General features: G+C 60.7%; 15 protein-coding genes and 1 riboswitch. Of the genes, 1 reads left to right on the top strand and 14 read right to left on the bottom strand.

The features are described 5' to 3' along the window. Window positions 1-101 precede the first annotated feature (101 nt). Window positions 102-202: riboswitch (purine riboswitch) on the bottom strand. Between the two features lie 190 nt (window positions 203-392). The 14 genes from ACFOTD_RS28915 to ACFOTD_RS28850 all read right to left on the bottom strand — a co-directional run bounded on the left by ACFOTD_RS28915 (window position 393) and on the right by ACFOTD_RS28850 (window position 23002). Next, window positions 393-1145, bottom strand: coding sequence for a YdcF family protein (locus ACFOTD_RS28915; RefSeq protein ID WP_378123459.1), 753 nt, complete (start codon window positions 1143-1145; stop codon window positions 393-395). 128 nt (window positions 1146-1273) lie between these two features. Then, window positions 1274-5674, bottom strand: a complete 4401-nt coding sequence (locus ACFOTD_RS28910; RefSeq protein WP_378123429.1) for an S-layer homology domain-containing protein — start codon at window positions 5672-5674, stop codon at window positions 1274-1276. Window positions 5675-5874: 200 nt separating this feature from the next. Then, the gene (gene guaA / locus ACFOTD_RS28905; protein ID WP_378123458.1) at window positions 5875-7395 is read right to left on the bottom strand and encodes a glutamine-hydrolyzing GMP synthase; all 1521 of its coding nucleotides are present in this window, start codon (window positions 7393-7395) and stop codon (window positions 5875-5877) included. Between the two features lie 325 nt (window positions 7396-7720). Then, window positions 7721-8194 (bottom strand): thioredoxin-dependent thiol peroxidase, encoded by a 474-nt coding sequence (gene bcp / locus ACFOTD_RS28900; RefSeq protein WP_378123428.1) that lies wholly within the window; start codon window positions 8192-8194, stop codon window positions 7721-7723. Window positions 8195-8371: 177 nt separating this feature from the next. After that, window positions 8372-10537, bottom strand: coding sequence for a Sip1-related alpha-galactosidase (locus tag ACFOTD_RS28895; RefSeq protein ID WP_378123427.1), 2166 nt, complete (start codon window positions 10535-10537; stop codon window positions 8372-8374). Window positions 10538-10665: 128 nt separating this feature from the next. Next, window positions 10666-11712 (bottom strand): ROK family protein, encoded by a 1047-nt coding sequence (locus tag ACFOTD_RS28890; RefSeq protein WP_378123426.1) that lies wholly within the window; start codon window positions 11710-11712, stop codon window positions 10666-10668. Beyond that, window positions 11709-12338 (bottom strand): D-sedoheptulose-7-phosphate isomerase, encoded by a 630-nt coding sequence (locus ACFOTD_RS28885; protein ID WP_378123425.1) that lies wholly within the window; start codon window positions 12336-12338, stop codon window positions 11709-11711. Before ACFOTD_RS28885 ends, ACFOTD_RS28890 begins: the two co-directional genes overlap by 4 nt. Before the next feature lie 857 nt (window positions 12339-13195). After that, window positions 13196-15631 (bottom strand): alpha-mannosidase, encoded by a 2436-nt coding sequence (locus tag ACFOTD_RS28880; RefSeq protein WP_378123424.1) that lies wholly within the window; start codon window positions 15629-15631, stop codon window positions 13196-13198. Next, a complete protein-coding gene (locus tag ACFOTD_RS28875; RefSeq protein ID WP_378123423.1) occupies window positions 15632-17143 on the bottom strand; it encodes a sedoheptulokinase in 1512 nt (503 codons plus the stop codon). Window positions 17144-17277: 134 nt separating this feature from the next. Then, the gene (locus ACFOTD_RS28870; RefSeq protein WP_378123422.1) at window positions 17278-18537 is read right to left on the bottom strand and encodes an amidohydrolase family protein; all 1260 of its coding nucleotides are present in this window, start codon (window positions 18535-18537) and stop codon (window positions 17278-17280) included. Between the two features lie 186 nt (window positions 18538-18723). Then, on the bottom strand, window positions 18724-20085 hold the full coding sequence (locus ACFOTD_RS28865; RefSeq protein WP_378123421.1) for an ABC transporter substrate-binding protein: 1362 nt from the start codon (window positions 20083-20085) through the stop codon (window positions 18724-18726). A gap of 165 nt (window positions 20086-20250) precedes the next feature. Then, a complete protein-coding gene (locus ACFOTD_RS28860; RefSeq protein ID WP_378123420.1) occupies window positions 20251-21078 on the bottom strand; it encodes a carbohydrate ABC transporter permease in 828 nt (275 codons plus the stop codon). 14 nt (window positions 21079-21092) lie between these two features. Then, a complete protein-coding gene (locus ACFOTD_RS28855) occupies window positions 21093-21965 on the bottom strand; it encodes a carbohydrate ABC transporter permease (protein WP_378123419.1) in 873 nt (290 codons plus the stop codon). 20 nt (window positions 21966-21985) lie between these two features. Continuing rightward, on the bottom strand, window positions 21986-23002 hold the full coding sequence (locus ACFOTD_RS28850) for a LacI family DNA-binding transcriptional regulator (RefSeq protein ID WP_378123418.1): 1017 nt from the start codon (window positions 23000-23002) through the stop codon (window positions 21986-21988). A 931-nt stretch (window positions 23003-23933) separates the two neighbouring features. On the opposite strand from ACFOTD_RS28850, the gene ACFOTD_RS28845 reads away from it, so the two are divergent. Beyond that, window positions 23934-25736, top strand: coding sequence for an alpha-glycosidase (locus tag ACFOTD_RS28845; RefSeq protein WP_378123417.1), 1803 nt, complete (start codon window positions 23934-23936; stop codon window positions 25734-25736). Window positions 25737-26428: the final 692 nt, after the last annotated feature.

Here is a 26428-nt window from a genome sequence, read left to right as displayed (position 1 = left end):
CTTAAAAGTTGGCGCCACAACCAAAAAACCCAGAAGATGCTTCTCCTAGGTTCCGCATAAAAACGCGTTCTCATGCGCGGAGCCGATCCGTAGATCGAGACTCCGCCTAGCGCGTTTTTCGTAGCCAGGTCCTTTGCGGTGACCTTGTAGAGACATCCGGGCCAATCCCCGGAAATATACGAATCGATATGCAATTGTTTTAATTATGGTCCCATGCATATTCTAGGGCCGAAATTTGTCGGATGTCAACAAAAACATGAATATTAATGCACGAAACGATTGTCTACGTTAATGAATTAGCAATATTATCAAAGAATCGTCTGTAAATGTATGTTGAAAGCGGAATCAAAGTGAACATTGGACGGTTGAACGATATCTTCGCTGTCTTCGCCTTATCGGAGCTTAAGCGCCAGCAAGCCGAGATACTCCTTGAGGGCCGTTCCCGTCGTGCCGGCAGACGAGCTATTGGGCGCGAGCAGGCCGGGATAAAAGGAAAAGCGTCCGCCGCTCGAGAGATAGTCCGTCGGGAAAGGCTCGGAATCGACGCCGGCCAGACGAAACTCCCGTACCGCCCGCGGCAGATGGAAAGCGGACGTTACGAGAATGGGATGCGTCAATCCGGACGACTTAAGCAGCGCCGCCGTATACACCGCATTCTGTTCCGTATTCAGCGAACGGTTTTCCACAAGGATGTCGCTCTCCGGCACGCCCAGACCGATCAGCTGCCGCTTCGCGATATCCGCTTCGTTGCCGCTGTCGGAGAACACTTGTCCGCCCGAAAACAAAATCGGCAGTCCGGTCGTCCGGTGAAGCCGCACCGCCGTTAAAAGCCTGTTGGCCGCGCCGCCGCCCAGATTGCCCTCGCCGCCGAGATCGGGCGTCGCGCGTGTCGCCCCGCCTCCAAGCACGACGATGACGTCTCCTTGGATAGTGCCAGGCTGATCGTATTGCCTCTCGAGCGACCGGATCAGCGTCTGGCTCGTGAGCGGTATGACGGAGATATAGAAAAGCAGCGCGATGCCGGCGATCAGCCATGCTTGTTTGCGAGATTTCCTCCACAGCCAGACGGAGGCGGCCAGCAGCAGCAGGACGAAGATCCCCGGCGGCAGCACGAAGCTGTAGACGAATTTAATGAGATAAATCAGCTTAATGCCCCCTTTGCCCAAGTCTGCGCGTTTAAATCGGTTGTCTATATCATATCAACTAACCGAGGCATAAAAAAATCCTCTTTATCCGCGCAATGCGCAAATAAAAAGGATTTGTAAATTCATGATCACCCATCGATAAACTGTACCGTCAATAAGAAGCGCTTAAGCATCGCAGCCGCTTCGGCCCGGGTCGCGTTCGCTTGCGGCTCGAAGCGTCCGTCCGCCGTACCTTGCACGATGCCGGCTTCTGCGACCCGCCGGGTCGCTGCGCGCGCCCATGGCGAGATGCGGTTCTCATCAGCGAAGCCGACAATCCCGGACACGGCGGCAGACTCGCTATTCTGCTCCCCTGCCAGTGTCAGCGCATTATCCAACATGACGGCCATCTGTTCCCGTGTCACCGTGCCGTTCGGGTCGAAGCGGTCTGAATCCAGCCCCTTCACCAATCCGGCCTTCACGCCAGCAGCTACCTCCGACGCGTACCAGGCGGACGACGGCACATCTGCGAAGCTCAAAGCTGTCGCATCCGCATCCGTTCTGATGCCCAGCGCCCGCACGAGCAGCGTGAGGAATTCTGCGCGCGTGACGGTGCCCCCAGGCGAGAACCTCGTATCGGATACGCCCTGCACAATCAGCTTCGACGCCAGCAGCTCCACATCTTCCTTCGCCCAGTGACCGTTCAGGTCGTCAAACGAACGCTTTGTCGTTTCCATGATGACATAGATGCTGTTATGCGGGGTCCTCATGGACATTTGCCGCTTATCGTCGCTTCTCGTCCCCAATACGGCAGGAACGAAGGAAAACGACTGAACGCTTGGGTCATATACGACGGCGGTATAGCTCTTGCCAGGCCCGATCGATTCCATGACGATAGCCCGGGCCATGTATGTGCCGCCAAAATCCGTCACTTCGATCGAGCGGCCGCCACCCGTCACCACGATGCGAAAATCGACCGCTTGGCCGACAAGCTTCATTCCCTTCGTGCCGGCCAGCCGCTCCAGTTCGGCCTTGGCGGATCCGACAACTTGCGATGTCTGCATGCTCACCTTTAAATCCTTCAAATCGACGCCTAGCCGGGATGCCAGGTCGGCCAGATCCAGTACGTTAACCTGCAGCAGGAAGCTGGAGTCGTTCAGCCGCACCTCGTACTGCAAGTTCGGATAAGCGGCAAGCTGCGCCCCGAGTCGTTCGGCCGGGAAGCGTACATTCACCGCCCGTTCCGAGTCGTCGATCACCAACGTCACGGTCGGTATGCCGGCGTTTTTCAACTGCCCAAAGATCTGGTCCATCAACGCGTCTGTCATCTCGACCCTCTCCATCACGGTTCCGTCCGGCTGGGTCTCCTTTACGATATCAGAATCGGCGACACGGACCACTACACCGCCGTCCGGCGACAATTCAACCGTCGTGCCTTTTGACGGCGCGCTGACTGGATACGTGATGGAAGAGATCGTAATGACCGCTACGGACTCGTTGCCCCCGGCATCCTGAGCATATACGGTATAGTCTCCGTTCGTCTGCACCGTGAACGCCTTCGGCACGACAATCGACGCGCCGGCTGCTCCTCCCTCGAAGTCGGAGACGTCATGCGCACCCGTCAGCCAGTTCAGCCGCACGAGCGAATTCCCCGCTGTCGCTTCGCCGTATACCGCCGCCGTCACCGTCACATCGGCCGACGTGCGCGGCGTGTCAGTCGCGCTCAGCTCAAGCGCCGGCGCCTGCCCGATCATCCGAATGCCGCTCGTCTCGGGGACGGCGAAGCTCGCCAGGGCATCCACGCCGCCCGAGACGAGTGTAACGGCCGCACCAGCCGGAAGATCAAGCCGGCCTTCGATCGCGATGCCGTCTTCATCCACCATGCCTTCAGGCACTGTGTACTCGAACGTCAAGCTTGTCGTCGTTACGCCCGGTGCCCCCGTATACTCGGCATATACGGTGTCAGCGACGGAATCGGCTCCGAGCGCAAGCGCCAGCCGCGGTAGGCCGGTGACGATCACCTCGTCGCGATACGTCAGCGTGAAGGCGAGCGTGTCTCCTATGCCATACAAGGCTGCGTCCGGCACGTTCAGGACGACGCCGACGACCGTTAGCCCGAACGCTGAGATCGCGTCGTTCAGCGTCGCCGCTGCTTCATTCAATTGCGCCTGCGTTTGATTTGCGGCGTCACCGAAGACGCCCTGCGCCGCATCGATCGCAACTTGCAGCGCGTCCCGCGCGCTCTCGGAAGCTTGCCCGAATCCCGTCCCTTCCGGATGATCCGTCAGCGCCTGCCCTGCCGTCACGATCGCAGCGCCCAGCCCCGCGGCATCGCCCGCTGCGATCACCGCTTCGTTAAACGTCGCAATCGCTCCGTTCAGCGTTGTCGTTGCCGCGTACAACTGCGCCTGCGTTTGATTCGTTGCGTCATCCGAGACGTCCTGCGCAGCGTCAATCGCCGTCTGCAGCGCGTCCCGCGCGCTCTCGGAAGCTTGTCCGACGCTCGTCCCCTCCGGATGATTCGTCAGCGCCTGCTCCGCTGCCGCGATCGCAGTGTCCAACGCCGCCGGATCGCCCGCTACGATCACCGCTTCGTTAAACGTCGCGATCGCTCCGTTCAGCGTTGACGTTGCCGCGTTCAGTTGCGCCTGCGTTCGATGCCCCGCATCATCTTTATCCAGTTGCGCCGCGTCGATCGCCGATTGCAGCGCGTTCCGCGCGCTCGCAGACGCTTGTCCGACATTCGTTCCCTCCGAATGAACCGTCAACGCCTGCCCTGCCGTCAAGATCGCAGCAGCGAGCGTCGCCGGGTTGCCGGCTATCAGAATGTTGGTTATATTAATCGTCTTAACAACCTCGCTGCCTGCCGCATCCTTCGCATAGACCGTATAAGTTCCGTTGCTTGCCGCATCAAACTTCTTGGTTGCCGTAATATCAGTCCCCGCGCTTGCGAAGTTGAACACGGTATTGCTACCGGCCAGCCACTTCAAGAGACTGAGCGAGTTGCCGCTGCCATTGATTGAAGGTGTCACGGTAACGGTCACCGGCTCGAACGTATCGCTCGTCGGCGAAGGGGTTAATGTCAGCCCGGGCGCTGCCGGCATGTTGACTTGGTGGGAGACGCCGGAGGAATTTGCCGCCGCATAGTGACTATCTCCCGGGTAGCTAACCGACAATGTATGGGCTCCTAAAGCCAAGGAAGCTGTCGTGTAAGTCGCGGTCCCTCCGGTAAGCGAAGCGCTCCCCAGCACGGTAGTGCCGTTCATGAATTGAACCGTACCGGTCGGCGTCTCTAAATCGCCGGTTACCGTCGCCGTCAGCGTGACCGACTGCAGCTTGGTCGTAGAAGACGCCGGCGATACGCTAAGCGTTGCCGCAGGCGCGAACTTTAATCGGGTCGGCACATTTGATGCGTTGTTGCCCCATCCCCAGACTCGGCCGTCAGTATCGATCGCGAACGACCTGCCGTAGCCGGCGAAGACAGACATGAAGTCGACCGGATTGTCGTTGTCGTCCTTTACGGTCAGCTTCTGCGGCGATCCGTTATTGGTCGTGCCGTCTCCCAATTGCCCATTGGCATTATCTCCCCAACTCCAGATATCGCCTGCCATATCCACAGTTAGCACATGCTGGTTGCCGGCGGACAGCGATTTGAATTTTGCGGACACGCCACCTTCCTTCAGATCGCGAAGCGTTGGTGTGGCCGTGCCCGCCGCTCCCGAGTCACCCCCATCTCCCAATTGACCGGAGTTGTTATTGCCCCATGTCCAGATATGGCCATCCGTATCCAGTGCGGTATGTAGAATGTAATTGGTGGAGGTGTTGCCGGCTTCTCCACCGTTGCCGGTAGAGATAGCCTGGAACTGATACGGCACCGAGCTGCCGTCCGCCAGATCGAACTTCGCCACATTCATCAAGATAGCTAGGAGATTCCAGATCCGGTTGGATGTGTCAAGCGCGATCGCGGCCTGGTTACCGGCCGCTAGCCCCTTGAAGGAGACGGAGCTACCTCCGTCCGTAATAATCTGTTTCACCGGCGTCTCGCTGATATAGGCCCCCCAGCTCCAGATCGAACCGTGACTGTCAATGGCGAACCCGTTCCAGAACCCCTTGGCGATCACTGTAAATGTGACATCCCCTCCCCCGTCCGATACGGGAAGCTTGGTCCAAGCCGTCGCATCGACTCGTCCAGTCCCGTTACCTTGGGCGCCGTTAGCGTCTTCCCCTGTCATCCACAAGTGACCGGTAGTATCGAGCGCCATCGAGGTCAACCGCTGCGTCTGAACATCCCGGAACGTTACGGGCGTTGAACCGTCCATCACATCGATGCGCTTGGGCGTGTCGGAGCCTTGGGTCGTTCCGTCGCCAAACGTACCAGCGTTGCTGCCCCAAGCCCAAATATGCCCGGTATCGTCGAGCGCGAGCGTCGCAAAAGTTCCCGAAGACACGCTCTTGAACGTCAATCCCGTTGCAGCGTGAGCCTTAGGAGGCACGAATAGCGGACCAACTAACAAAAGAAGTACTAATAGTGCGACCAATGACTTTCTCAATACGATCTCCCTCTCTATAACCCAGCGTAGTTCTTCGAACTATATACCATAGCTCTGAAAGAATAATGAAAGAATCGTCATGAGAGCAGGCGGGCCGCAGAAGCCGGGAACTATTCAATAAAAAAACCCCCTTCTATTTGCTGAACGACGCAAATAAAAGAGAGTCATTTTAAACACTTTTTTAACGCTTTATAGTTGCACTATTCCCACTCGATCGTCGCCGGCGGCTTCGACGTAATGTCGTAAACGATGCGGTTGACGTCCTTTACTTCGTTAACGATACGCACTGAGATTTTCTCCAGCACGTCCCACGGAATGCGCGCCCAGTCGGCGGTCATGCCGTCGATCGAGGTGACGGCACGGATGCCGACGGTGTACGAGTAAGTGCGTCCGTCGCCCATGACGCCGACGCTCTTCATGCCCGGCAGCGCCGTGAAGTACTGCCAGATCTCGCGGTCGAGGCCTGCCTTGGCAATCTCGTCGCGCAGGATCGCATCGGACTCGCGGACGATCTCGAGCTTGTCCTCGGTCACTTCGCCCAGTACGCGGATCGCGAGGCCCGGACCCGGGAACGGCTGGCGCATGACGATCGCGTCCGGCAAGCCGAGCTCGGCGCCGACCTTGCGCACCTCGTCCTTGAACAGCGCCTTCAGCGGCTCGACGAGCTTGAACTTCATGTCTTCCGGCAGGCCGCCGACGTTGTGGTGCGACTTGATCGTCTGCGCCGTCGCGGTGCCGCTCTCGACGATATCCGTGTACAGCGTGCCTTGCGCCAGGAACGCGAAATCGTCGAATTTCGCCGACTCTTCCTCAAATACGCGAATGAAGTCGCCGCCGATGATCTTCCGCTTCTTTTCGGGATCGCTGACGCCCTTCAGGTTGCCCAGGAAGCGCTCGCTCGCGTCGATCTTAACGACGTTCATCTCGAACTTGCCGACGAACGTGTCCATGACGCTCTCGGCTTCGCCCTTGCGCAGCAGACCGTGGTCGATGAACATGCACGTCAGTTGATCGCCGATCGCGCGGTGAATCAAAGCGGCTACGACGGACGAGTCTACGCCGCCGGACAGCGCGCAGAGCACTTTTTGATCGCCGACTTCGCGCTTGATCTCCTCGATCATATCCTCGATGAACGACTCCATGCTCCAGTCGCCTTTGCAATCGCAGATATTATAAAGGAAGTTGCGAATCATCTCGTTACCGTAAACGGAATGGCGCACCTCCGGGTGGAACTGCACCGCGTACAGGCGGCGCTCCGCATGGCTCATGGCAGCGACAGGCGCATGCGGCGTGCTTGCGTCGACGCGGAAGCCTGCAGGCAGCTCGGTAACATGGTCGCCGTGGCTCATCCAGACGGTCTGGCGCGTCTCGAGATCGCGGACCAGATGCGCGTCGGCCACGAAGTCGACGTCGGACTTGCCGTATTCGCGCTTGGCGGCCGGTTCGACCTTGCCGCCTTGCTGATGGGTGATCAACTGCATGCCGTAGCAGATGCCGAGAATCGGAACGCCGAGCTCGTAAACGCCCGGGTCGACGGAAGGCGCGCCTTCCGCGTAGACGCTGGCCGGACCGCCCGAGAAAACGATGCCTTTGGGATTAAGCGCGCGGAGCTTGTCCGCCGGGGTGTTGTGAGGAAGCAGCTCGCTGTATACGCCGAGATCGCGGATCCGCCTGGCGATAAGCTGGTTGTACTGGCCGCCGAAGTCGAGAACCACGATCATTTCATGCTCATGTTTAGTCACTGGATGAACAGAGCCTCCTAATAGGTCTTCAAGCGCCGCCTCGGACGAACGAATCGCCGGGCGCGCCTGTGCCGGATACACACAAATCGATTGTTGTAATTATAGCTTCGCCGCTTCGACAGCGTCAAGGCGATTCGGCCTTGCGGCAGCGGTCGAAGGCAAGCCGGAGCGAGAAGAGAATTGGCCGGGAAATAAGACGATGACGGAGTGTTATTCGTCTGCGCGGCACGATTCGGCGGGAATAAGACGATGGCGCAGTCTTATTTGTCCGGTGCGGCGCGATCTGGCGGGAAATAAGCCGCTTCTACACGCTTTCTCCGCGTGCTGCGGCGAGCACCGCTTCGGCGTGGCCTTTTACCCGCACGTTTCGCCATTCCTGGCGCAATATGCCGTCCTCGTCGATCAGGAACGTCGAGCGGACGATGCCCATGTATTCTCTGCCATACAGCTTCTTAAGCTGCCAAACGCCGTACTGCTCCGCAACCTGGTGATCGGGGTCCGACAGCAGCAGAAATGGCAGGCCGAACTTGTCGGCAAACTTGCGGTGCGCCTTAAGATCGTCCGGGCTCACGCCTAGCACGACGGCGCCCGAATCGTCGAACGCCGGATGCGCGTCGCGGAAATCGCATGTCTCCTGCGTGCACGTCGGCGTGTTGTCCTTCGGATAAAAGTAAATCACGACCTTGCGGCCGCGATATTGGCTGAGACTGACCGGCCCATCCGCGCTCTGCAGCTCGAATTCCGGCGCAGGCGAGCCGATTTGAAGCGCTGCTTCCACTTGCTTCTCTCCTTTAATCTACAGGTCTCCCCATAGCGTAGCAGATGTCGGGGACGGAGTAAAAGCGTGTCGGCGGCGTCGCGGCAATTGACGTTATTTCCCGGGAAAAGAACAACCGGATTCGCTACCCCTCGCGGGGTCTGGCGAATCCGGTCATGGAGCGGCAGCCCGCTCGGCTCATGGGTTCTCGGCTTTAGCGTACTCTAGCTCGAGGCAGCATTCTCCCCTGCTATCCGGCAATTCGACGGTGTAAAAGCGCGCGCAGGTGCTTCTGACTTCGACATCCTCGCCGTTTACCCGCGCGGATCTCGGCAGTCTGTCGGAAACGAAGCCGAACGGTCCGCCGCCTTCCCGGACGCGAATGCGCATCCCGCCGCGGCTGTCCGCCGCGCAGGAGATCACCGCGTGCGAGCCGGCAAACTTGTCGAGCCTGCCTAGAGGCGCGAAGCCGTCCGCGAGCGGCGCTATTGTCCAGATCGCGCTGTCGCTTGGGGCGAGGTCCAGCGCAATCGCCTCCCCGCGTCCCACGATCTCCGCTTTGTCCGAACCGTGCTCGTGCAGGGCGAAGCGTTCGCCGCCGAAGCCCGGCACGTCGCTTGGCCCGATGGAGGCCTCAATCCGGCCCCGCTCCCCGTCGATCCGAAAGACCGCGACAACTCCCGCGCCGCCCGCCGTATTCCACAGCTTCAGCGGCAGAGCCTCCCGCATCGGATCCCGCAGCAGGCAGTCCGGCGCGGGATTGGCGACCCTGTCGCAGCGAAGCAGCGAGCCGTCGCGGTAAACTAGCGGCTGCAGCAGCGCCGGATCGGTCTGCTCGGGCGGATCGCTCACGTAGACCGGTCCGCCGCTGATCGCGCGGAGCAGCGCCCCGGCCCGCGCATCCTGGTGCCGGGTCCAGAACATGTCCCAGTCGCCCCAGTAGAAAGCGCCGTGCCAATACGAATTATAGGCGTTCTGCAGCGCATGCTCCGCGAACCCCCGCAAATCCTGCGGCACGAAGTCGTCGCTGCTGCGCGAGACCGCCGATTTCGGGCGGTGCCAGACATTTTCGGCGGCCATCCCCATGCAGTTGATTACAGTCGAGTCAAAGTGAAGCGCCACCGACGCTTCCAGCGACGCATGCGATGCCGACACGGCGTCGCCGACCGCGTGAGTGCCCGCCCAGAAATTCGACACGGCGCTCTGGCTGTCGACCTTGACGAAGTCGACGCCTTGTCGAGAAAGCCAATCATGCCAGCCGTGCCAGAAGCCGAACGCTTCGCCAGGCTCGGGCGACGGCAGCAGCTGCCCGCGCGCATTGGAGCGCAAAAACCGGCCGTATCCGCGTGCTTCCTCGCTCTGCGGATCAATGCCGCCCCAGTAGCCCGCGATCGTGTGCCATACGCCGACATGGCGAATGTCGAATCGGTTTTTAAGCTGGCCGACCGTATGACCGAGCCCGAGCGGGAACTTCGCCCGAGCCGCCTCGAACCGCGCCAGTTTGCCATCGCGAACGTCCGACCAGCCGTCGTCGATCATGAACCACCCGGCAGGCACGCCAAGGCGCTGCAGCTCCTCTGCTTTTTGCAGCAGACCATCCTCGCTCACCTTATGGTAAAAGGCGTCCCAACTGCACCAGCCCAGACGATCGAGCAGCGGCGGATACGTTTTGTTCAAGCGAAGCAGGCCGGTTCTGCCGAGCGCCTCCGCGGCAACGGCCGCATGCCGTTCGATCATCGCGTACGGATCCACGCCGGATCCCATCACAAAAGCGAGCGTGTCGATTTGGGCCAGACCGGTTCCTCCCGGCGTCACCCGCGCAACGATTCCCTCTTCGCCGCCTGATATATCTGCACGTGTCGCACCGCCGCTAACCGGCAGCACCTGCAGATAGCGTCCGCCGACGCCCCCGCAAAGAAGAGACTGGGTCCGCTCGGGGACGGTCTTCCAATCTGCGCCGAACGCAGGACGCGTCCACCAGTCCTTGTGCTGGTAGACAGCCATCCAGCGTCCCGGCGCAGCACCCGCAGCCAGCCGAAGCTCGATCGCATTCGCCGGGGCGAACGTTCGCTGGCTCCCGAACACATTTTCGTTCGCAAGCTCCGCCTGCACATGTCCCGTCACGCAATCGCCCTTCCGCCTGACGATCAACGTGACGCGTATGCCACCCGTCTCGTCCGCGAATTCGTATCGGGTTTCGTTTAATGTATTTTGGTCGCTATTCGTCGACGCTTCGGGGACCGACGGCAAGCGCAGCTCCGCCGACATGCCGCCGGACTCGGTCAGTCGGACCGTACAGCGCGCCCAGGGCGCTTCACCGCCATGCCCTTCTTTATCTCCCGAAGCGAGCAGCCAATCGAACATCGTTCGTCCCTCCTTCGCCATAATTCTCCACCCAGTCCGCTCAAGCCTTAAGCGCCGATCGCTCACGCCTTAAGCCCCGATCGCTCACGCCTTAAGCCCCGATCGCTCACGCCTTAAGCCCCGATCGCTCACGCTTCAAGCGCGTGAAGCGCGACCGACAGGCTCGCCGCGTCGCCGACATTCTCCCGCAGCTGCGACGGCAAGATCCGGCAAGCCTCGAGCGAGCGCGGCAGCGCCTCCCGGCGCAGCGTCTCGAGCACGACCGGCGCGAGCAACGGCTCCTGCCGCGCGTAAATGCTGCCGATGACGATCGCTTCCGGGTTAAGCAGGTCGACCAATATCGCGAGACCGCGCCCCAGTTCGATGCCGGTGACGCGCACGATCAGCGCGGCGAGCTCGTCGCCTTGCCGGGCCGCATCGAAGATCAGCCGGGCCGTAAGCGATTGCTCGGCGTCGGCGCCGGATGGAAGCAGCGTTTTTTTGCCCGCTTGCATCCATTCCTCGATCATGCCGATCCCCAGCCTCGCCATGCCCCCGCCGCTGCAGAAGCCTTCGAAGGATCCTGCTTTGCCGTAGCCGACCGGCCCCTCGTCTTGCATGCGCATATGGCCGACTTCGCCCGCCATGTCGTTCGCTCCGGTGTACAGCCTGCCGTTTAAAATCAATCCCGCGCCCATGCCGGTGCCGAAGGTGAGGAACGCCATATGGCGAGTGCCTCTCCCCGCGCCCCAGCGCCATTCCGCCAGCGCGCAGGCGTTGGCGTCGTTTTGCAGGGCGACCGGCACGCCAAACCGCTCGCGAAGCGGCGCGAGCACGTCGATGCGGTCCCAGCCCGGCAGATTGGGCGGCGACAGCACCAGCCCGGCCTCGCTGTCCAGCGGGCCGCCGCAGCTGATGCCGATTGCGGCCAGACCGCCTCGGGTCTGATCCGACGAGCTCGCCGCAGCTGCCGCCGCTACAGCCGACGCATCCCCAACTGTCGCTTTTACGCTGCCGCCGTGCTCCGCGAGCAGCGCTTCGAGGGCGGCCATCAGTGCCTCCATCGTCTCCTCGGGCGTTCCTGGCGTCGGAAAACTCGTTTTCCCAACGATATCGATCCCGTCCTCCGATGCCTCCCCGATGACCGCCGCGCACTTCGTGCCGCCGATATCCAGCCCCCCGAGCAGCCGTCTCATGGGAAAAACGCCTCCTCGAGCATGATGCACAACGCGTGATAAATCGGCAGATGCCGCTCCTGGATGTCCGGCGTCCGCTCGCAGGGCACGCGGATGGTGACGTCGCACAAGGATACGAGCTTCCCGCCTCCGCTGCCGGTAAAAGCGATCGTCGCGAGGCCAAGCGACTTGGCGACCTGGACCGCGCGCACAACATTAACCGAGTTGCCGGACGTGCTGAACACGACGAGCGTGTCCTCCGGCTTCCCGTATCCGTACACCTGCTGCGCGAAAACCATGTCGGCCGCCACGTCGTTGATATAGGCCGTCGCCAGCGCCGACTGGCTGACAAGCGAGATCGCCGGCAGCGCACCTTGCAGCCTATCCGCCATATACGCGCCTTCTTCGCCCCAAACGGCGAACTTCTCCCGCGAAGTCTCGCCCAGCCGGCGCGGCGACATGAAGCCCTTCATCAGTTCGCCCACCACATGCTCGCAATCCGCGGCGCTGCCGCCGTTGCCCGCCAGCAGCATCTTGCCGCCCCGCGCGAACGATTCGCGCGATGCCTCAAACGCCGCCTCGATATCCGCGCGGCAGACCGCCAGCTCCGGGTACTTCGCGATCAGCTCATCCAATGTCCGGCTCATGCGCGGCACCTCCGTTCCGTTGCTTCATATCGTTAAATGGTTTCGGCGGGCAGGGGGGCTGCATCTTAGCGGAACCTAATTCCGTTATCGCACCGGCCAACCGCGACCGCACGCACCTTAGCGGAACTTAATTCCGCTATCGCACCAGCCAACCGCGCTCGCATACACCTTAGCGGAACTTATTTCCGTTATCGCACCAGCCAACCGCGCTCGCACACACCTTAGCGGCACTTCCTGCCGCTACCGCGCCGGCCAATCTCGCCCACGCACACCTTAGCGGCTTTCCGTGCCGCTATCGCACCCGTCGGCCACGCCAGCCCACCCTTAGCGGCATTCCATGCCGCTATCTCACCCATCGGCCCGCACCAGTGCACCCTTAGCGGCTTTCCGTGCCGCTATCGCCCGTCGGCCACGCCAGCATGCCCTTAGCGGCATTCCGTGCCGCTATCGCGCCCGTCGGCCAAGCCAGCGCACCCTTAGCGGCATTCCGTGCCGCTATCGCACCCTCCGGCCACGCCAGCGCACACCTTAGCGGCATTCCGTGCCGCTATCGCGCCCGTCGGCCACGCCAGCGCACACCTTAGCGGCATTCCGTGCCGCTATCGCACCCTCCGGCCAAGCCAGCGCACCCTTAGCGGCATTCTGTGCCGCTATCGCACCCTCCGGCCAAGCCAGCGCACACCTTAGCGGCATTCCGTGCCGCTATCGCGCCCGTCGGCCACGCCAGCGCACACCTTAGCGGCATTCCGTGCCGCTATCGCACCCGTCGGCCACGCCAGCGCACCCTTAGCGGCATTCCGTGCCGCTATCGCATCCCGCCGGCCGCGCCAGCATGCCCTTAGCGGAACAATCGTCGCTTAAACGCCCCGCTCCAACAAATCCGTCTCCACCACCGGCTGCGCCGCGGCCCGCGGCACGCGGAACGTCTTGATCTCGCTCTGCCCGAACTCGGCGCGGATCGTCCGCTCGAAGCGCGGCAGCGCGATCTCCGCCAGCGTGCGGCGCCCTTCGGTCTCATATGCGCGGACGATCAGGTCCCCGCTGCCGTCCTCCGCAATCTTCACCGCGCTCACGACGACATTGTCCGCGGACGAAGCCGCATACGAATCGCTCAGCGGCAGGTCGCCTTCATGGTACGTCTCGATGACCGCCGTAGGCCGGCAGTTCAGCTCGGCCGCGCGGTGTGCCGTGCCGGCCTGCTCCCAGCCGCCTTCGTGCGGCAGCAGCGAGTAGTTGAACCGCTGGATGCCCTGATCGATAAACGAATATTCCCCGTCCGGCTCCGGTACGAGCGGATCGTGATGCGCATAGATCGGGCTGCGCAAAACAGTCAGCGCCAGTTCCTTGCCCGAGATGCTGTAGCTGTACTTGGCGTCGTTCAGCAGGCTCACGCCGTAGATTTTGTTCGTCTGGCGCGTCAAGCCCGTATAGTCGACCCAACTCTGGCCCGGCTCCTCTTCGCCGTTGTGCTCGCGCTGGATCGTGCCGTAAGGCGTTTCGTACGTATGCTTGCTGAAGATGACGTTGATCGGGAAAACGAGCTTAAGCATCTTAAACTTTTCTCGCCAGTCCACCGTCACGCTGACATCGATCAGCTCGCGGTCCGGGTACAACGCAAAGTCCTGCACCAGCTTCGAATCGCCGTACCGGCTAACGACGCGGATGACCGACTTGACCGGTCCGTGCTCGATGCGCGATACTTTAACCGCCTTAAATTCGCCTGCCACTTTATTGAAATGAAGCACGTCGTGGCTCCACGTATCCGACTTGTCGTCGATCACGACCGCACGGGCCGCAGGACCGGCAAACACGTCATGCTCCGCCTTCTTGTCGCGCAGACTCTTGATCGTGCCGCTGTCGCGATCGAACTCGAGGCGGAAGCGCTCGTTCTCCAGCACCAGGTCGCTAGCCGCGATCGGCGCGCCGACGGGCCTCAGCGATTCGGACGCCGCCACCAGCTTGTAGGTCCGGTAACCGAGCGGCGGCAGCTCCGCCATGAAGCTCAGGCGATAGCGTCCGCCCGAGGTCGCATGCGACTGTACCGTTTGAAACGGCACCGGCGCGTCGTTTTCGTCCGTCAGCACGGTTTTCGGACCGATGCCGCCGACCTCCAGTTCCACGTTAACCGTGCTCGCCCAGGCATGCGGATTGAAGACGACGATCGGCTTCATGCCCTCGTCCTGGCGGATAGCCACGCGCCAGGAGATCGATTGCACCGCATCGTTCAGCGCGCGGTCCGCGATCGCCATCGCCTCGCCGAACAGGTAGCGCGCATCCTCGTAGGCCGACTCCAGACTCGTGCCCGCCTGAATGTCGTGGAACTGGTTAAACAATACGTTTTTCCAGGCGCGCCCGAACGCTTCAAGCGGATACGGCTGCCCCGTGATCCAGGAGGCGAACGCCGAATACTTCTCCGCCGCGGCGAGACGGTTCTCGGCCTGGCGGTTCCACTGCTTGATGCCCGAGTGCGCGCTGTAGCAGCCGCTCGCATGGTGCTGAAGATCGTCGTGGACGACCGGAAACGACAGTCCGGACGCCTCCATATCCGCGAAGTATTGGTCAGGGGTCGCGAATACGAGCTTCGGCAGGTCGGGATCGTCGTTCAGCGCGTGGATGCTCTCGATGTTCTCCTTGGTCGGACCGCCGCCGTGGTTGCCGACGCCGTAGAAGAACAGCAGGTCGTTCAGCGGTTCCTTGAACTCGCCCAACGCGCGGCGCACATGGCCGCCGAGCTCCTTGCCCCACGACAGGTACTCGAACATGATGCGGAACGTCAGCACCTTCGAGCCGTCGTCCGACTGCCACCAGAACAGCCGGCTCGGCAAGCCTTTCTCGTTCGGCATCGGCCGCATCATGACGTAATAGTCCATGCCGCTCTTCTTCAGAATCTGCGGAAGCATGGCATTGTGGCCGAAGCTGTCGACGTTGTAGCCGATCTTCGCCGTCACGCCGAACTTCTCCATAAAATAACGCTGACCGTAAAGTCCCTGCCGCACGAACGACTCGCCGTTCGGAATGTTGCAGTCCGGTTGAATCCACCAGCCGCCGACGATATTCCAGCGCCCCTCGGCGATTCGCTGCCGGATCTCCTCGAACATGTCCGGCGCGTTCACTTCCACCCATTCGTACATCGCCGCGGAGCTGGACGTGAACACGAAGTCCTCGTACTCCTTCATACGGTCGAGCGCCGAGCGGAATGTCGCCTTGGCTTCCTGGAAGCCCTCCTGCCATTGCCAGAGCCATACCGGGTCGAGATGCGCGTTGCCGATCATATAGAGCTTTCTGTGCTTCATTTAAACGATATCCCCTTCCGTCAGGCGGGCGCCGCCCATGCAGGTCAGCGCCTCGTCGTAATCTGTGAAAATGCCCGCGCATACCGCCGCATGCACGGCCGCGCCAAAAGCGGCTTCCTCGCGTTCTCCGGCGAGCTCCAGCGGTCCGCCGATCCGTTCCTCCAACAGCCGGCGCAGCGCCGGGTTGCGGCGAAGGCCGTTGCCCGCGCCGACGCGGCGCCGCACGCCGGCGAGCAGCTCTGCCGGCAATTGCGCGGCGAACGCGGCCAGCTCGTCCGCGACGCCCGCCAGCAGGCCCGCTGTCAGCGCCTGCGGCGTCAGCGTCGCCGGCGTCAGCGCCGCGATCCGGGCCGTGCGTTCCGGGTCGGTCCGCGTCCCGAAGAACGCGGCGTCGACGCTCGGGAGCGGATGCCCCTCGTCGAGCGCCGACAGCGCCCAGCGGTTCATCGCGTCATACAAGCGATCGCTTGGCACACTGCCTTCGCCGCCGAGCGACTCTGCGATCTCGCGGTAAAAGCCGGCGAGCAGCGCGTAGGACTTGCCGCCGCCGAGCGAGGCGCCGGCAAGCAGCCATCCGCCGCCCGGAAACGGCCGCAGCTCCAGGCCCGCAGCAGGCAAGGCCGGCTCCGGCGCGTACAGCGACAACTGCGCGCCCGTCCCTACATTAAGGAGCAGGCTGCCCGCGAGCGACGGCACCGTGCCAAGATAGCTCGCCTGGTTATCGCCGATGGCGACGGGGACAGGGATGCCGGCCGGCGTCGCGCCGACTAGCGCGCCAGCTTCGCGCGCTAACTCCGGCAGCATGGCCGCGTCGATGCCGGCGCGCACTGCCGCTCCCGTATCGAACGACCGGCTCCGCAAGTCGAACAGGCCCAGACCTGCAGCCTGCGTGGCGTCGATGAGCGGTGCCGGCCTGCCCGTCAGCCGCATCGCGACATAGTCGCCGACCGTGCATAGCTTAGCGGCCGCCGCAGGCACGCCGCCGGTCCTGCGCAGCACGTCGTGCGTCAGCAGGCCGTAGCCTGACGGAACGGGATACCCGCTCAACGCCTCGAACTGCTGCCGGTAGGTCGGCACGCCGGAGGACGTCCGCTCGGCATCCGCCGCGCCTTTTTCGACTGCCGCGGCCTCTCCGCTTGGCAGCTGCCGTTCGCCCCGTCCGTCCTGCCATGTATAAAGCGGGCTAACGGCGCTGCCGCGATCGTCGACATAGAGGATGCCGTGCATCTGCGCGGAGATGCCGATCGCCGCCGTCTCGGGCAGCAGGTCCCGCCATTCCTCGAGCATCGCGAGCAGCTCGTCCGCGATCCGGTCCGGGTCCTGAAGCCGCTCGTCCGTCGCCAAGGCGGGCAGCGTCGCCGCATTCATCCGGACGAGCGTGCGCACCGCGCTGCCGTCACGCGTATCGACCGCCGTCGCGCAGAGCGAGGTCGTGCCGATATCGAGGCCGATCGCATACCTTTTGTCCGCCCCGTTCGCACCCCGCATGGCATTCTCCATGAAATCAGACATCACCGTCCTCCTTTCCAATCGCATGCAGAAATCCAGGTCGCGCTACAGATGGTGTACAACGCCTTTCGCCATCCTTCACCATTCAGAAGCGTCCCCGCGACTCCAACGCCAACCGGCACCGCATTCCTCATTCCTCAATCCAAGCCTTCCAGCCCGTAAAGCTCGATGATATTGCCGCGGAAAATGCGATTCGCGAAGTCGATTGCCTCCGCCTCGCCCAGCGCGCCGGCTTCCACCTTCTCGCTGAGCGTCTCGGCCACGATCCGCCTCGCCAATTTCAAATGCGCATAAGTGCCTTCGATATGATTGTAGTCCCCGCCGAAGCCCTGGATCTTGTTCGCCGGCACCATCTCGATCGCCTGATGCAGCGTCTGCTTGGCGGCGGTCGGCGTGATGATGTAGACCCAGGTGAAGTCCATATAGGCGTTCGGGAAATTTTTGACCATGCTGAGGTAGACTTGGTGATAAGGAAAGCCGACGTGCAGCAGCACGAAGCGCGCATCCGGGTAATCCAGCAGCAGCGGCACGAGATGCTCGGCGTTGGAGCGTCCGATGATGTTGCCGTCGCCCGAGACGCTTGTCTCGTGGTGGCCGGTATGAATCTGTACGGGCAAGTCGATCGCGGTCGATCGTTCGATGATGTGCCGGATAATGTAATCTTGCAGCGGCCGAAGCTCGCTTTCCGTCATCTCGGTCCCGCCGAGCAGCCGATCGTATATCCGCTCCGCGTCGCCAAGCGTCGGATTGCCGCAGGCCAGCGTTCTCCAATAGGCGTGGCCCAGCTTGGTGGCGACCATGCCTTCTTGCTTGTATCGTTGCAGCAGGCCGTCCGTCGCGTCGAGGTAGGCGCGGAACGAACGCACGATTGCGTCCTTGTCCATCATCCGCCAGACATCGAGGAGGTCCTCCGTCGTATTCAATCGGAAAGTAAAATCGAGGAACATGATCGGCCGGAACCGGTCGTAGCCGAGATCCGTCGTCTGGATGAGCGTAAAGGCCAGGTCGATGCCCGACTGCTTGCCGAGCACGTCGTCGTACCAGCCCGGATTGGCGCTGGCCGCGAGCACGCTCGCATTGGCTTGCAGGATGCCCGCCGCGTTCCATTCGCGAAGACCGTGCAGTTCTTCCATCGCCTGCTTGAACATGCGGGCGTAGGTCGTGTTGGACGTGCGCTGCCAATATTTCAGAAAAATAGATGCCCGTTCTTCGTCGGACAAGCCGAGATCCCGGTCGAGCGCGCCGCGCTTCATGCCGGCCGTAATGAGGTCTGATTCCAGGTAGTGAAGCAGCGAGAACAGGTCGTGATTCTCCCTGCGGCGAATCTCGGGCGTCGCCAGATGCTCGTGCGCGTCGATAATGCGGAGCTGCCGGATGTGATCGTGTATGGTTTGCATCTCTTATGTCTCTCCTTCCGCTAGCCCGTGCGGAATGTGGAGGGCCGGCCGACAGCGGAGCCGACGACGCGCGGTAACGTTCCCGTTCATCGCCGGTCCGGTGCCAAGCCGCAGATCCGTGCCTGCGGCCGCTGCCGGTCCTGCCCATGCCGTTTCTTCTATAAATAACAGTTGCAGTTTACAGTCTTAGTCGACTTTCAGCTCCGGGAAGGCGTTTTTCACTTCTTTCTTGAAGCTTGCGACGACCTTGTCGTAATCCGTCTTGTTCGTGATGCCTTGGCCCGCCGTCTTGCGCCACAGGCTCAGGATCTCTTCGCCGTACTTGTCGGCGGACAGCGCCGGCAGCTTCGTGACGGTGTCGTAGTAAGGCTTCAGGATGTTCTGGTCGCCGAAGAAGGTCGACTTGAACGAATCCATGTTGTCTTGATATACCGTAGCGAGGCCCGGCATATTGCCCGTCTTGCCGAGATTGTACGTCTGCCATTCGGAGCTTGCGATATACTTGACGAATTCGTAAGCCAGTTCCTTGTTCGGCGACTTGTCGTAGATGCCGCGGTACGTGCCGCCGGTGTAGAAGCCGAGCGGCGCCGGTGCGACGCCGAACTTGCCGACAGCCTTGTCGTCCTTGTTGTCGATCATAAATCCGGCCCATGCGGGCATCGAGGTCAGCACGACCGTGCCGCTGTTCAGCGCCGTGCCCCAGCCGGCCGACATAAAGTCGAGCTTGGCGTCGACGTTGTTCTCGCGGATCTTTTGTTGGACCGCATAAGTGTCCTTCCACTTCGGATCGATGTTCAGCGCGCCGTCCTTGACCCACGCATCCGTGTTATACGCCATGATATCGAACAGATCGTTCGCGCTCTCGATCAGGTGAACCTTGCCGCCGCTTTGCTCATAGACCTTTTTGCCGGTCTCGACCAGCTTATCCCAGTCGCTTACCATGGCGCCGATCTCTGCAGCATCGTCCGTGCCCAGGTATTGCTTTGCCGTTTCCTTCAGGTACCAGAAGCCGCCGGGAGAGGAATGGTCGGAGATCGCCTTCAGCTTGCCGTCGGAGGAACGTCCAAGGCCCTGTACGTAAGGCACGTAGTCCTTGACGAGGTCTTCGGCGCCCATCGCGGACAGGTCCGCCAGGAACTTCGAATCGATGAACTTGCCGATATAACCGCGCTCCAGATCGAAGATGTCCGGCAGGTCCTTGCCGCTTTGCAGCGCCGTCAGCAGCTTCGTCTGATATTGGTCGCCCGGGAACATCTTGACTTCGACTTGTACGCCCGGGTTCTTTTCCATGAACTTCGCCGCCATGTCGTTCACCTGGTCGAAGAACGTCCAGATGACGAGCTTGCCGGACAACGCGCTAGGCGCAGCCGGTTCAGAAGACGACGCCGAAGCGGACGGAGATGCCGCCGGTTCGGAAGCCGACGGGGATGCCGATGCGGAAGATGACGGGGATGCGTTGTTTCCGTTGTTGTTGCCGCCGCAAGCGGACAGCAGCGTGAGGATAAGGATGAGCGCCAGCGATACGGGAAGCCATGATTTTCTTTTCAAAGCAATCGCCCCTTTAGATCGTTTAGTGAGAATCTAAGCTAGTGGTATTCCGGGTTCCTTGCGGTTGACTGCGCTTTCATAACCTCTTCAGTCCGTCGGGACCCGCATCACCTCTTTCATGGCGTGTCGTGACTGTCGGTGCCGTCCATTCGGTTCAATTGCGGATTAGCCCTTAACCGCGCCAGCCGCTACGCCGCTGATGATCTGCTTGGACATGAGGGCGAAGAATACGAGCAGCGGAATGACGGAGATCGCGATGCCGACGTACTGGGCGCCGAAGTCGGAGGAGAACGCCGACTTGACGCTGGCGATCATAACGGGGAGCGTCTGCTTGTCGTTGTCGAACAAGATGATCATCGGGGTCAGGAAGTCGTTCCACTTGCCGATGAAGGAGAAGATGGCGAGCGTCGCGATGGCCGGCCCCATAAGGGGGAATACGATACGGTGGAAGATGCGGAATTCTCCGCAGCCGTCGATCCTCGAGGACTCGATGATTTCGTCCGGGATCGAGGCGTCCGCGAACTGGCGCATCAGGAAAATGCCGAACGCGTTGTACAGCGATTGGAGCAGCAGCGGCCAGTAAGTGTCGGTGAGCTGAAGCATGCTCATGACTTTATAAAATCCGATAATACCCAGTTGACCCGGAATCATCATCGTGCCGAGCACGAACAGGAACAGGAAGCCGCGATAGCGGAAGCTGTACTTGGAAAAGCCGAAGCCCGCCAGCGCCGCAAAGTAGACGTTAAGCGCCGTCGCCGTAACCGAGATGAACACCGTGTTCGCGAAGCCGCGCCATATGTTGACGGAGCCGACGAGTCGCTCGTAGTTATTGGCCAGCTCGGTGCCGGGCCAGAGCAGCAGCTTGCTCGCGATATCGGAGTTCGCATGGGTTGACGTGATCAGCATGCTGTAGAAGGGGATGAGACAAACGAACGCGACGGCCGCCAGCAAGAGATACAGCACGGCTTTGGTGTGGGTATATCCGGATCTCATAAGCGAGGCGCCTCCTATTCCTTTGTTCTCGTCGCCAGCGTCGTGATCGCGGTGAAGAACATGACGACGATAAAGATGCCGTAGGCGACGGCCGAGCCGTAGCTGTAATCGAAGTTTTTGAATGCGGTCTCATACAGGTACATAATCATCGTCCGCGTCGAGTTGCCGGGACCGTCCCCCAGCATGAGCGGCGCGTCGAACAGCTGCAGGCCGCCGATAACGGAGGTAATAAAGGTGAACAGCATGACCGGACGCAGCAGCGGCAAAATGATCTGGCGGATAATGACGGGCTTTGTCGCGCCGTCCACCTCTGCGGCCTCGTATACTTCCTTCGAAATGCCTTGAAGGCCGGCGATAAAGATAATGAGATTGAACCCGAAATACTGCCAGCAAATGACGCCCGCCACGATGATCCGCGCCCACCAAGGATTGTTGAACCAGTTGACCGGATCGTTGACCAGCCCGACGTTCATAAGCGCTTTGTTGATGCTGCCCGTCTGCCAGTCGAACATGAGACTGAACAGGACGCCGAGCGTGACCGGCGTGACGATATGAGGGAAGTAGAATACGGCACGGAAAAAGTGCTTGCCTCGGATGAAGCGCTCGTTCAGGATGAGCGCGAGTCCAAGCGCCAGGATAATCTGCGGGACGATCGACATGATCCAGATGATCAGCGTGCTGCCGATCGTCTGGAAGAAGAAGCTGTCGTGAAGCAAGCGGGTATAGTTGGCGGCGCCGACGTATACCGGATCGCTGAAGCCGTCCCACTTGGTCAAGCTAAGGTAGAAGGTATACAGGATCGGCGCCAGGCCGATCAGCAGAAATCCGATAAAAAACGGCGCAATGAAAATGTATCCGTAGTGGGATTTGTTGATTTTCGTGTTCATGCGCACCAACCCTCTTTTATTTAAATAGAAGCCGGTCTGTCGCAGGAATCGCGGATGATCAAGCGGGGCTTGAGCAGGCTGTAGGAACGGCTGTCAACCTTCTCATACTCCCCTTCGATGCGACGGAATAATCCTTCGGCCGCCAGCATGCCGATCTCCTGGAACGGCTGCCTTACGGTCGTAAGCGACGGGAACACCCACTCCGAGATCGAGATGTCGTCAAATCCGACGAGCGACAGCCGCGAGGGCACGCTGAGCCCCTGCTCCTGAATGGCCCGCAGCGCGCCGATCGCCGTCTCGTCGTTCGAGGCGACGACGGCCGTGAAGCCGCCTGCCTTGAGGAGCTGGCGCATCGCCTCGTAGCCTCCCTGATTGCTCCAGTCCGACTCCGCGATCCAGGCCGGATTCGCGGCCAGGCCAAGCGACTCCATCGACTGACGGAAGCCCTTGAGCCGGTACTTGCTTGCGCCGGCATGCGGCGGACCCGCGATGTAGGCGATCTCCCGGTGGCCGAGCCCGTGCAGGTAACTTACGATCTCTTCAAGTCCTGCAGCGTTGTCGACGTCGACCGACATGAGACCCTCCATCTCGCCATGGTCTCCGACGAGCGCGATCGGATACGCGGAGTCTCTGAACTCGGCCAAGTCTTCCTCGGACCGCTTCTGGAAGCTGACGAGAATAAGCCCGTCGACCTGTCCTTCGTACAGCAGCGACAGAAACTCCCGCTCGCTGCCATAGTTGGACGTCCAGCTGTAGAAGATGCAATTGAAGCCCCTGCGGCCGGCGACGCTCTCGATTCCCCCGATAATGCCGGAGTAGAACACGTTCGAGATATTGTCGACGACGACGCCGATCGTGTTCGTCTTATCCATGACAAGCCTTCGGGCATTGGCATTGCGGTGAAAATTAAGCTCGTTAATCGCCCGGTCCAGCGCCTCCTGGGTGGCGCGTTTGACCTTTTGTCCGTTGAGATAACGAGATACCGTGCTTTTGGAAGTGTTGGCTAGTCTGGCTACGTCGTGAATGGTCGGTCCCATGTTTCGTCCTGCTTTCTATAAGTAATTCCCGCAAGGTTCGGCAGCTGCGTCATTATACCGACTCCCGAATTTCGGGAACGTTCCCAAAAGAAACGATAACATGAGATTATCAGATTCGCGAAGCGTTGGCTATCTTCTTTACCCGCCTAACTTTCAACCGCATCAACCAGTTGTAAACGCAACCATGAATCCCTTAATGAACAGGCTGTAGACGATTGGCTTGACGTCTCTTTACCGCCGTTAGACATCTCTGCACGACAGCACGCAATTTTGCACTCACCGAGATCGAGTTTTGCGCGCACGCTGAAGCGCTTACTTTTTGATCGGCAATTTTGGGAACGTTCCCAAAATTTCTGTAAAACAATCACTCGCTCGAATTCGACATCCCTCTGGTTGCATGCTACCGGTAAACGTTAAAAACGTTCCTCCGACTTCCGATCGGAAAGCGCTGACTCCAAGGCAGTCGTCTCTTGCAAATGATTCATTAATGGGAACGTTCCCAAAAAGTGAAGCGATCATTTATGTATTCATCTTAGTAGAGCGGCACCTTCTTTGTCAACTCCTCTTTAAAAACTTTTTAAAAGTAAGATCTCCTCCGCCCCACTCGTTCCATCGAACCTGAATGGATAAATCCCCGTCCAATCGGAGCCCAAACGCGATCGTCAGCCCGCAGCAGCGCCATTCGGGTACCATCCTCCTTTTTATTGCGGCATTCATACGGCTTTGCTTGGCGAATTCCCGCACTCACTTCGACAGAATCCACCGGCGACAGGTACATCCAGATATATCCACGAATGGTTATTGAACTCTTGCAAGCGCTATGATATGATGTAGGAAATTTAAAGGCAATGAAACTTTCGGGTTCAACCTCGTCTTCATCTGAGGTTGTGCCCTTTTTGCGTTTACTTGCCGATTAAGGAGGCCCTTATCCATGATTCAACTCGAAGCCGTGTACCACCGCATGGGACAGAACTGGTCTTACGCCTACGACGACGCCACGCTTCACATCCGCTTGCGGACCAAGCGCGGCAACGTCGCCACCGTCGACCTGGTCTGCGGAGACAAGTACGATTGGAGCAAGGCGAACGGTACGGTCGTTATGGAGCGTTGGTGTTCAGACGCGTTGTTCGACTACTGGCAGGCAGCAGTGCGGCCCAAGTACCGCAGGCTGGTCTACTACTTTGCGCTTCACGACGGCGATGAGACCGTGTACTATCTGGAAAAGGGCTTTTTCGAGCAGCCCCCGACCGTGATGTACGAAGGCCTGTTCGACTTCCCCTATCTCAATCCGCTGGATGTGCATACGCCGCCGGCATGGGCCAAGGAAGCCGTATTTTATCAGATTTTCCCGGAACGGTTCGCGAACGGCGATCCTTCGATCAGTCCGGAAAACGCGCTTCCGTGGGGTGGCGTACCGACGCCCGCCAACTTTTTCGGCGGCGATCTGCAAGGCGTCATCGACCATCTGGACCACCTGAGCGAGCTCGGCGTCAACGCCGTCTACTTCAACCCGCTGTTCGCCGCGACGACCAACCACAAATACGATACGTCCGATTACATGCGCGTCGATCCGCAGTTCGGCACCAACGAGAAGCTGAAGGAGCTCGTCGACGCCTGCCATGCGAGAGGGATCCGCGTGCTGCTGGACGGCGTGTTCAATCACTGCGGACGCAACTTTGCCCCCTTCCAGGACTTGCTAGCGAACGGCCCGAATTCGAGATACGTGGATTGGTTCCGCGTGCGTCAATGGCCGCTCGGCGTGGTGGACGGCGTACCGACGTACGAGACCTTCAGCTTCGAGCCGATCATGCCCAAGCTCAACACCGCGAACCCCGAGGTCAAGGACTATCTGCTTAACGTCGGACGCTACTGGATCGAAGAGGTCGGTCTCGACGGCTGGCGCCTCGACGTAGCCAACGAAGTCGATCACGAGTTCTGGCGGGAATTCCGCCGGGTCGTCAAGCAGGCTAACCCGTCCGCTTACATCCTGGGCGAGATCATGCACGATGCGATGCCTTGGCTGCAAGGCGACCAGTTCGACGCCGTCATGAACTATCCGTTCACGAACATATTGCTGAACTTCTTCGCGCACCGCACGACCGATGCGCCGCGGTTCGCGCAGGCGATCGGCGCGCAGCTGGCAAGCTACCCGCAGCAAATCATGGAAGCTGCGTTCAACCTGCTTGGCAGCCACGATACGGATCGCCTGCTGACGCTGTGCGAAGGCGACAAACGCCGTTTGAAGCTGGCAACGCTGTTCCAGATGACCTTCCAGGGCACGCCGTGCGTCTACTACGGCGACGAGATCGGCATGGACGGCGCGCACGATCCGCTTAACCGCCGGTGCATGGAATGGGATGCGGCCAAGCAGGACCGCGAACTTTTCGACTTCTTCCGCAGTCTTATCGCCCTTCGTAAAGCGCACCCCGCGCTGCGCGGCAGCGGGCTTGCGTTCGTGCCGATCGAGACGCAGCCCCAGGTGCTCGCTTACGAGCGCTGGGACGCGGATGAACGTTTCCTGATCGTCTTGAACAATCAGGAGCTGCCGGTCGCGATCGATGTGCCGGTCTCGCAGCAGGATGGCGAGTGGCGCGACGCGGTAACGGGCGTAACGGGCACCTCAGGCGCGGCGGGAACGCTGCGCGTGGAGCTGCCTGCCTACGGCCACGCGATATGGCTGGCGCCGGCGAGCGCGCGCGCAGCCTTGGCAGTCGAAGCGAGCGCGGCCGAGTAAAGCGGTCTGCACCGCCGGGGCAGCGGACTGGGCGAGGTGCTGCCAAGCGAAAGTACTTTGACGCAGCGGCGGGACTGCGCGGGCGATGTGCTGCCGAGCGAAAGTACTTTGACGAGTCCGCGGGACTTCGCGGGCGATGTGCTTTCGAGCGAAAGTACTTTGACGCAGCGGCGGGACTGCCCGGGCGATGTGCTGCCGAGCGGAAGCACTTTGACGCAGCGGCGGGACTTCGTGGGCGATGTGCTTTCGAGCGAAAGTACTTTGACGAGTTGGCGGGACTTCGTGGGCGATGTGCTTTCGAGCGAAAGTACTTTGATGTATCGGCGGGACTTCGTGGGCGATGTGCTTTCGAGCGAAGGTACTTTGATGTATCGGCGGGACTGCGCGGGCGATGTGCTGTCGAGCGAAAGTACTTTGACGCAGCGGCGGGACTGCGCGGGCGATGTGCTGCCGAGCGGAAGTACTTTAACGAGTCCGCGAGACTTCGCGGGCGATGTGCTTTCGAGCGAAAGTACTTTAACGAGTCCGCGGGACTTCGCGGGCGATGTGCTTTCGAGCGAAAGTACTTTAACGAGTCCGCGGGACTGCGCGGGCGATGTGCTTTCGAGCGAAAGTACTTTGACGAGTTGGCGGGACTTCGTGGGGATGTGCTGCCGAGCGAAAGTACTTTAACGAGTCCGCGGGACTTCGTG

Source organism: Cohnella sp. GCM10012308 (genome assembly GCF_042649185.1).
Classification (GTDB): domain Bacteria; phylum Bacillota; class Bacilli; order Paenibacillales; family Paenibacillaceae; genus Cohnella.
This window is presented reverse-complemented; position numbering and strand designations above follow the sequence as displayed.

Excerpts from the sequence above, each read along its gene's own strand:
- ACFOTD_RS28875 (WP_378123423.1), bottom strand. The coding sequence starts at position 17,143 with ATGTCTGATTTCATGGAGAATGCCATGCGGGGTGCGAACGGGGCGGAC.
- ACFOTD_RS28880 (WP_378123424.1), bottom strand. The coding sequence starts at position 15,631 with ATGAAGCACAGAAAGCTCTATATGATCGGCAACGCGCATCTCGACCCG.
- ACFOTD_RS28855 (WP_378123419.1), bottom strand. The coding sequence starts at position 21,965 with ATGAACACGAAAATCAACAAATCCCACTACGGATACATTTTCATTGCG.
- ACFOTD_RS28860 (WP_378123420.1), bottom strand. The coding sequence starts at position 21,078 with ATGAGATCCGGATATACCCACACCAAAGCCGTGCTGTATCTCTTGCTG.
- ACFOTD_RS28870 (WP_378123422.1), bottom strand. The coding sequence starts at position 18,537 with ATGCAAACCATACACGATCACATCCGGCAGCTCCGCATTATCGACGCG.
- guaA (WP_378123458.1), bottom strand. The coding sequence starts at position 7,395 with ATGATCGTGGTTCTCGACTTCGGCGGCCAGTACAACCAGCTTATCGCC.
- ACFOTD_RS28845 (WP_378123417.1), top strand. The coding sequence starts at position 23,934 with ATGATTCAACTCGAAGCCGTGTACCACCGCATGGGACAGAACTGGTCT.
- ACFOTD_RS28895 (WP_378123427.1), bottom strand. The coding sequence starts at position 10,537 with ATGTTCGATTGGCTGCTCGCTTCGGGAGATAAAGAAGGGCATGGCGGT.
- ACFOTD_RS28885 (WP_378123425.1), bottom strand. The coding sequence starts at position 12,338 with ATGAGCCGGACATTGGATGAGCTGATCGCGAAGTACCCGGAGCTGGCG.
- ACFOTD_RS28850 (WP_378123418.1), bottom strand. The coding sequence starts at position 23,002 with ATGGGACCGACCATTCACGACGTAGCCAGACTAGCCAACACTTCCAAA.
- ACFOTD_RS28890 (WP_378123426.1), bottom strand. The coding sequence starts at position 11,712 with ATGAGACGGCTGCTCGGGGGGCTGGATATCGGCGGCACGAAGTGCGCG.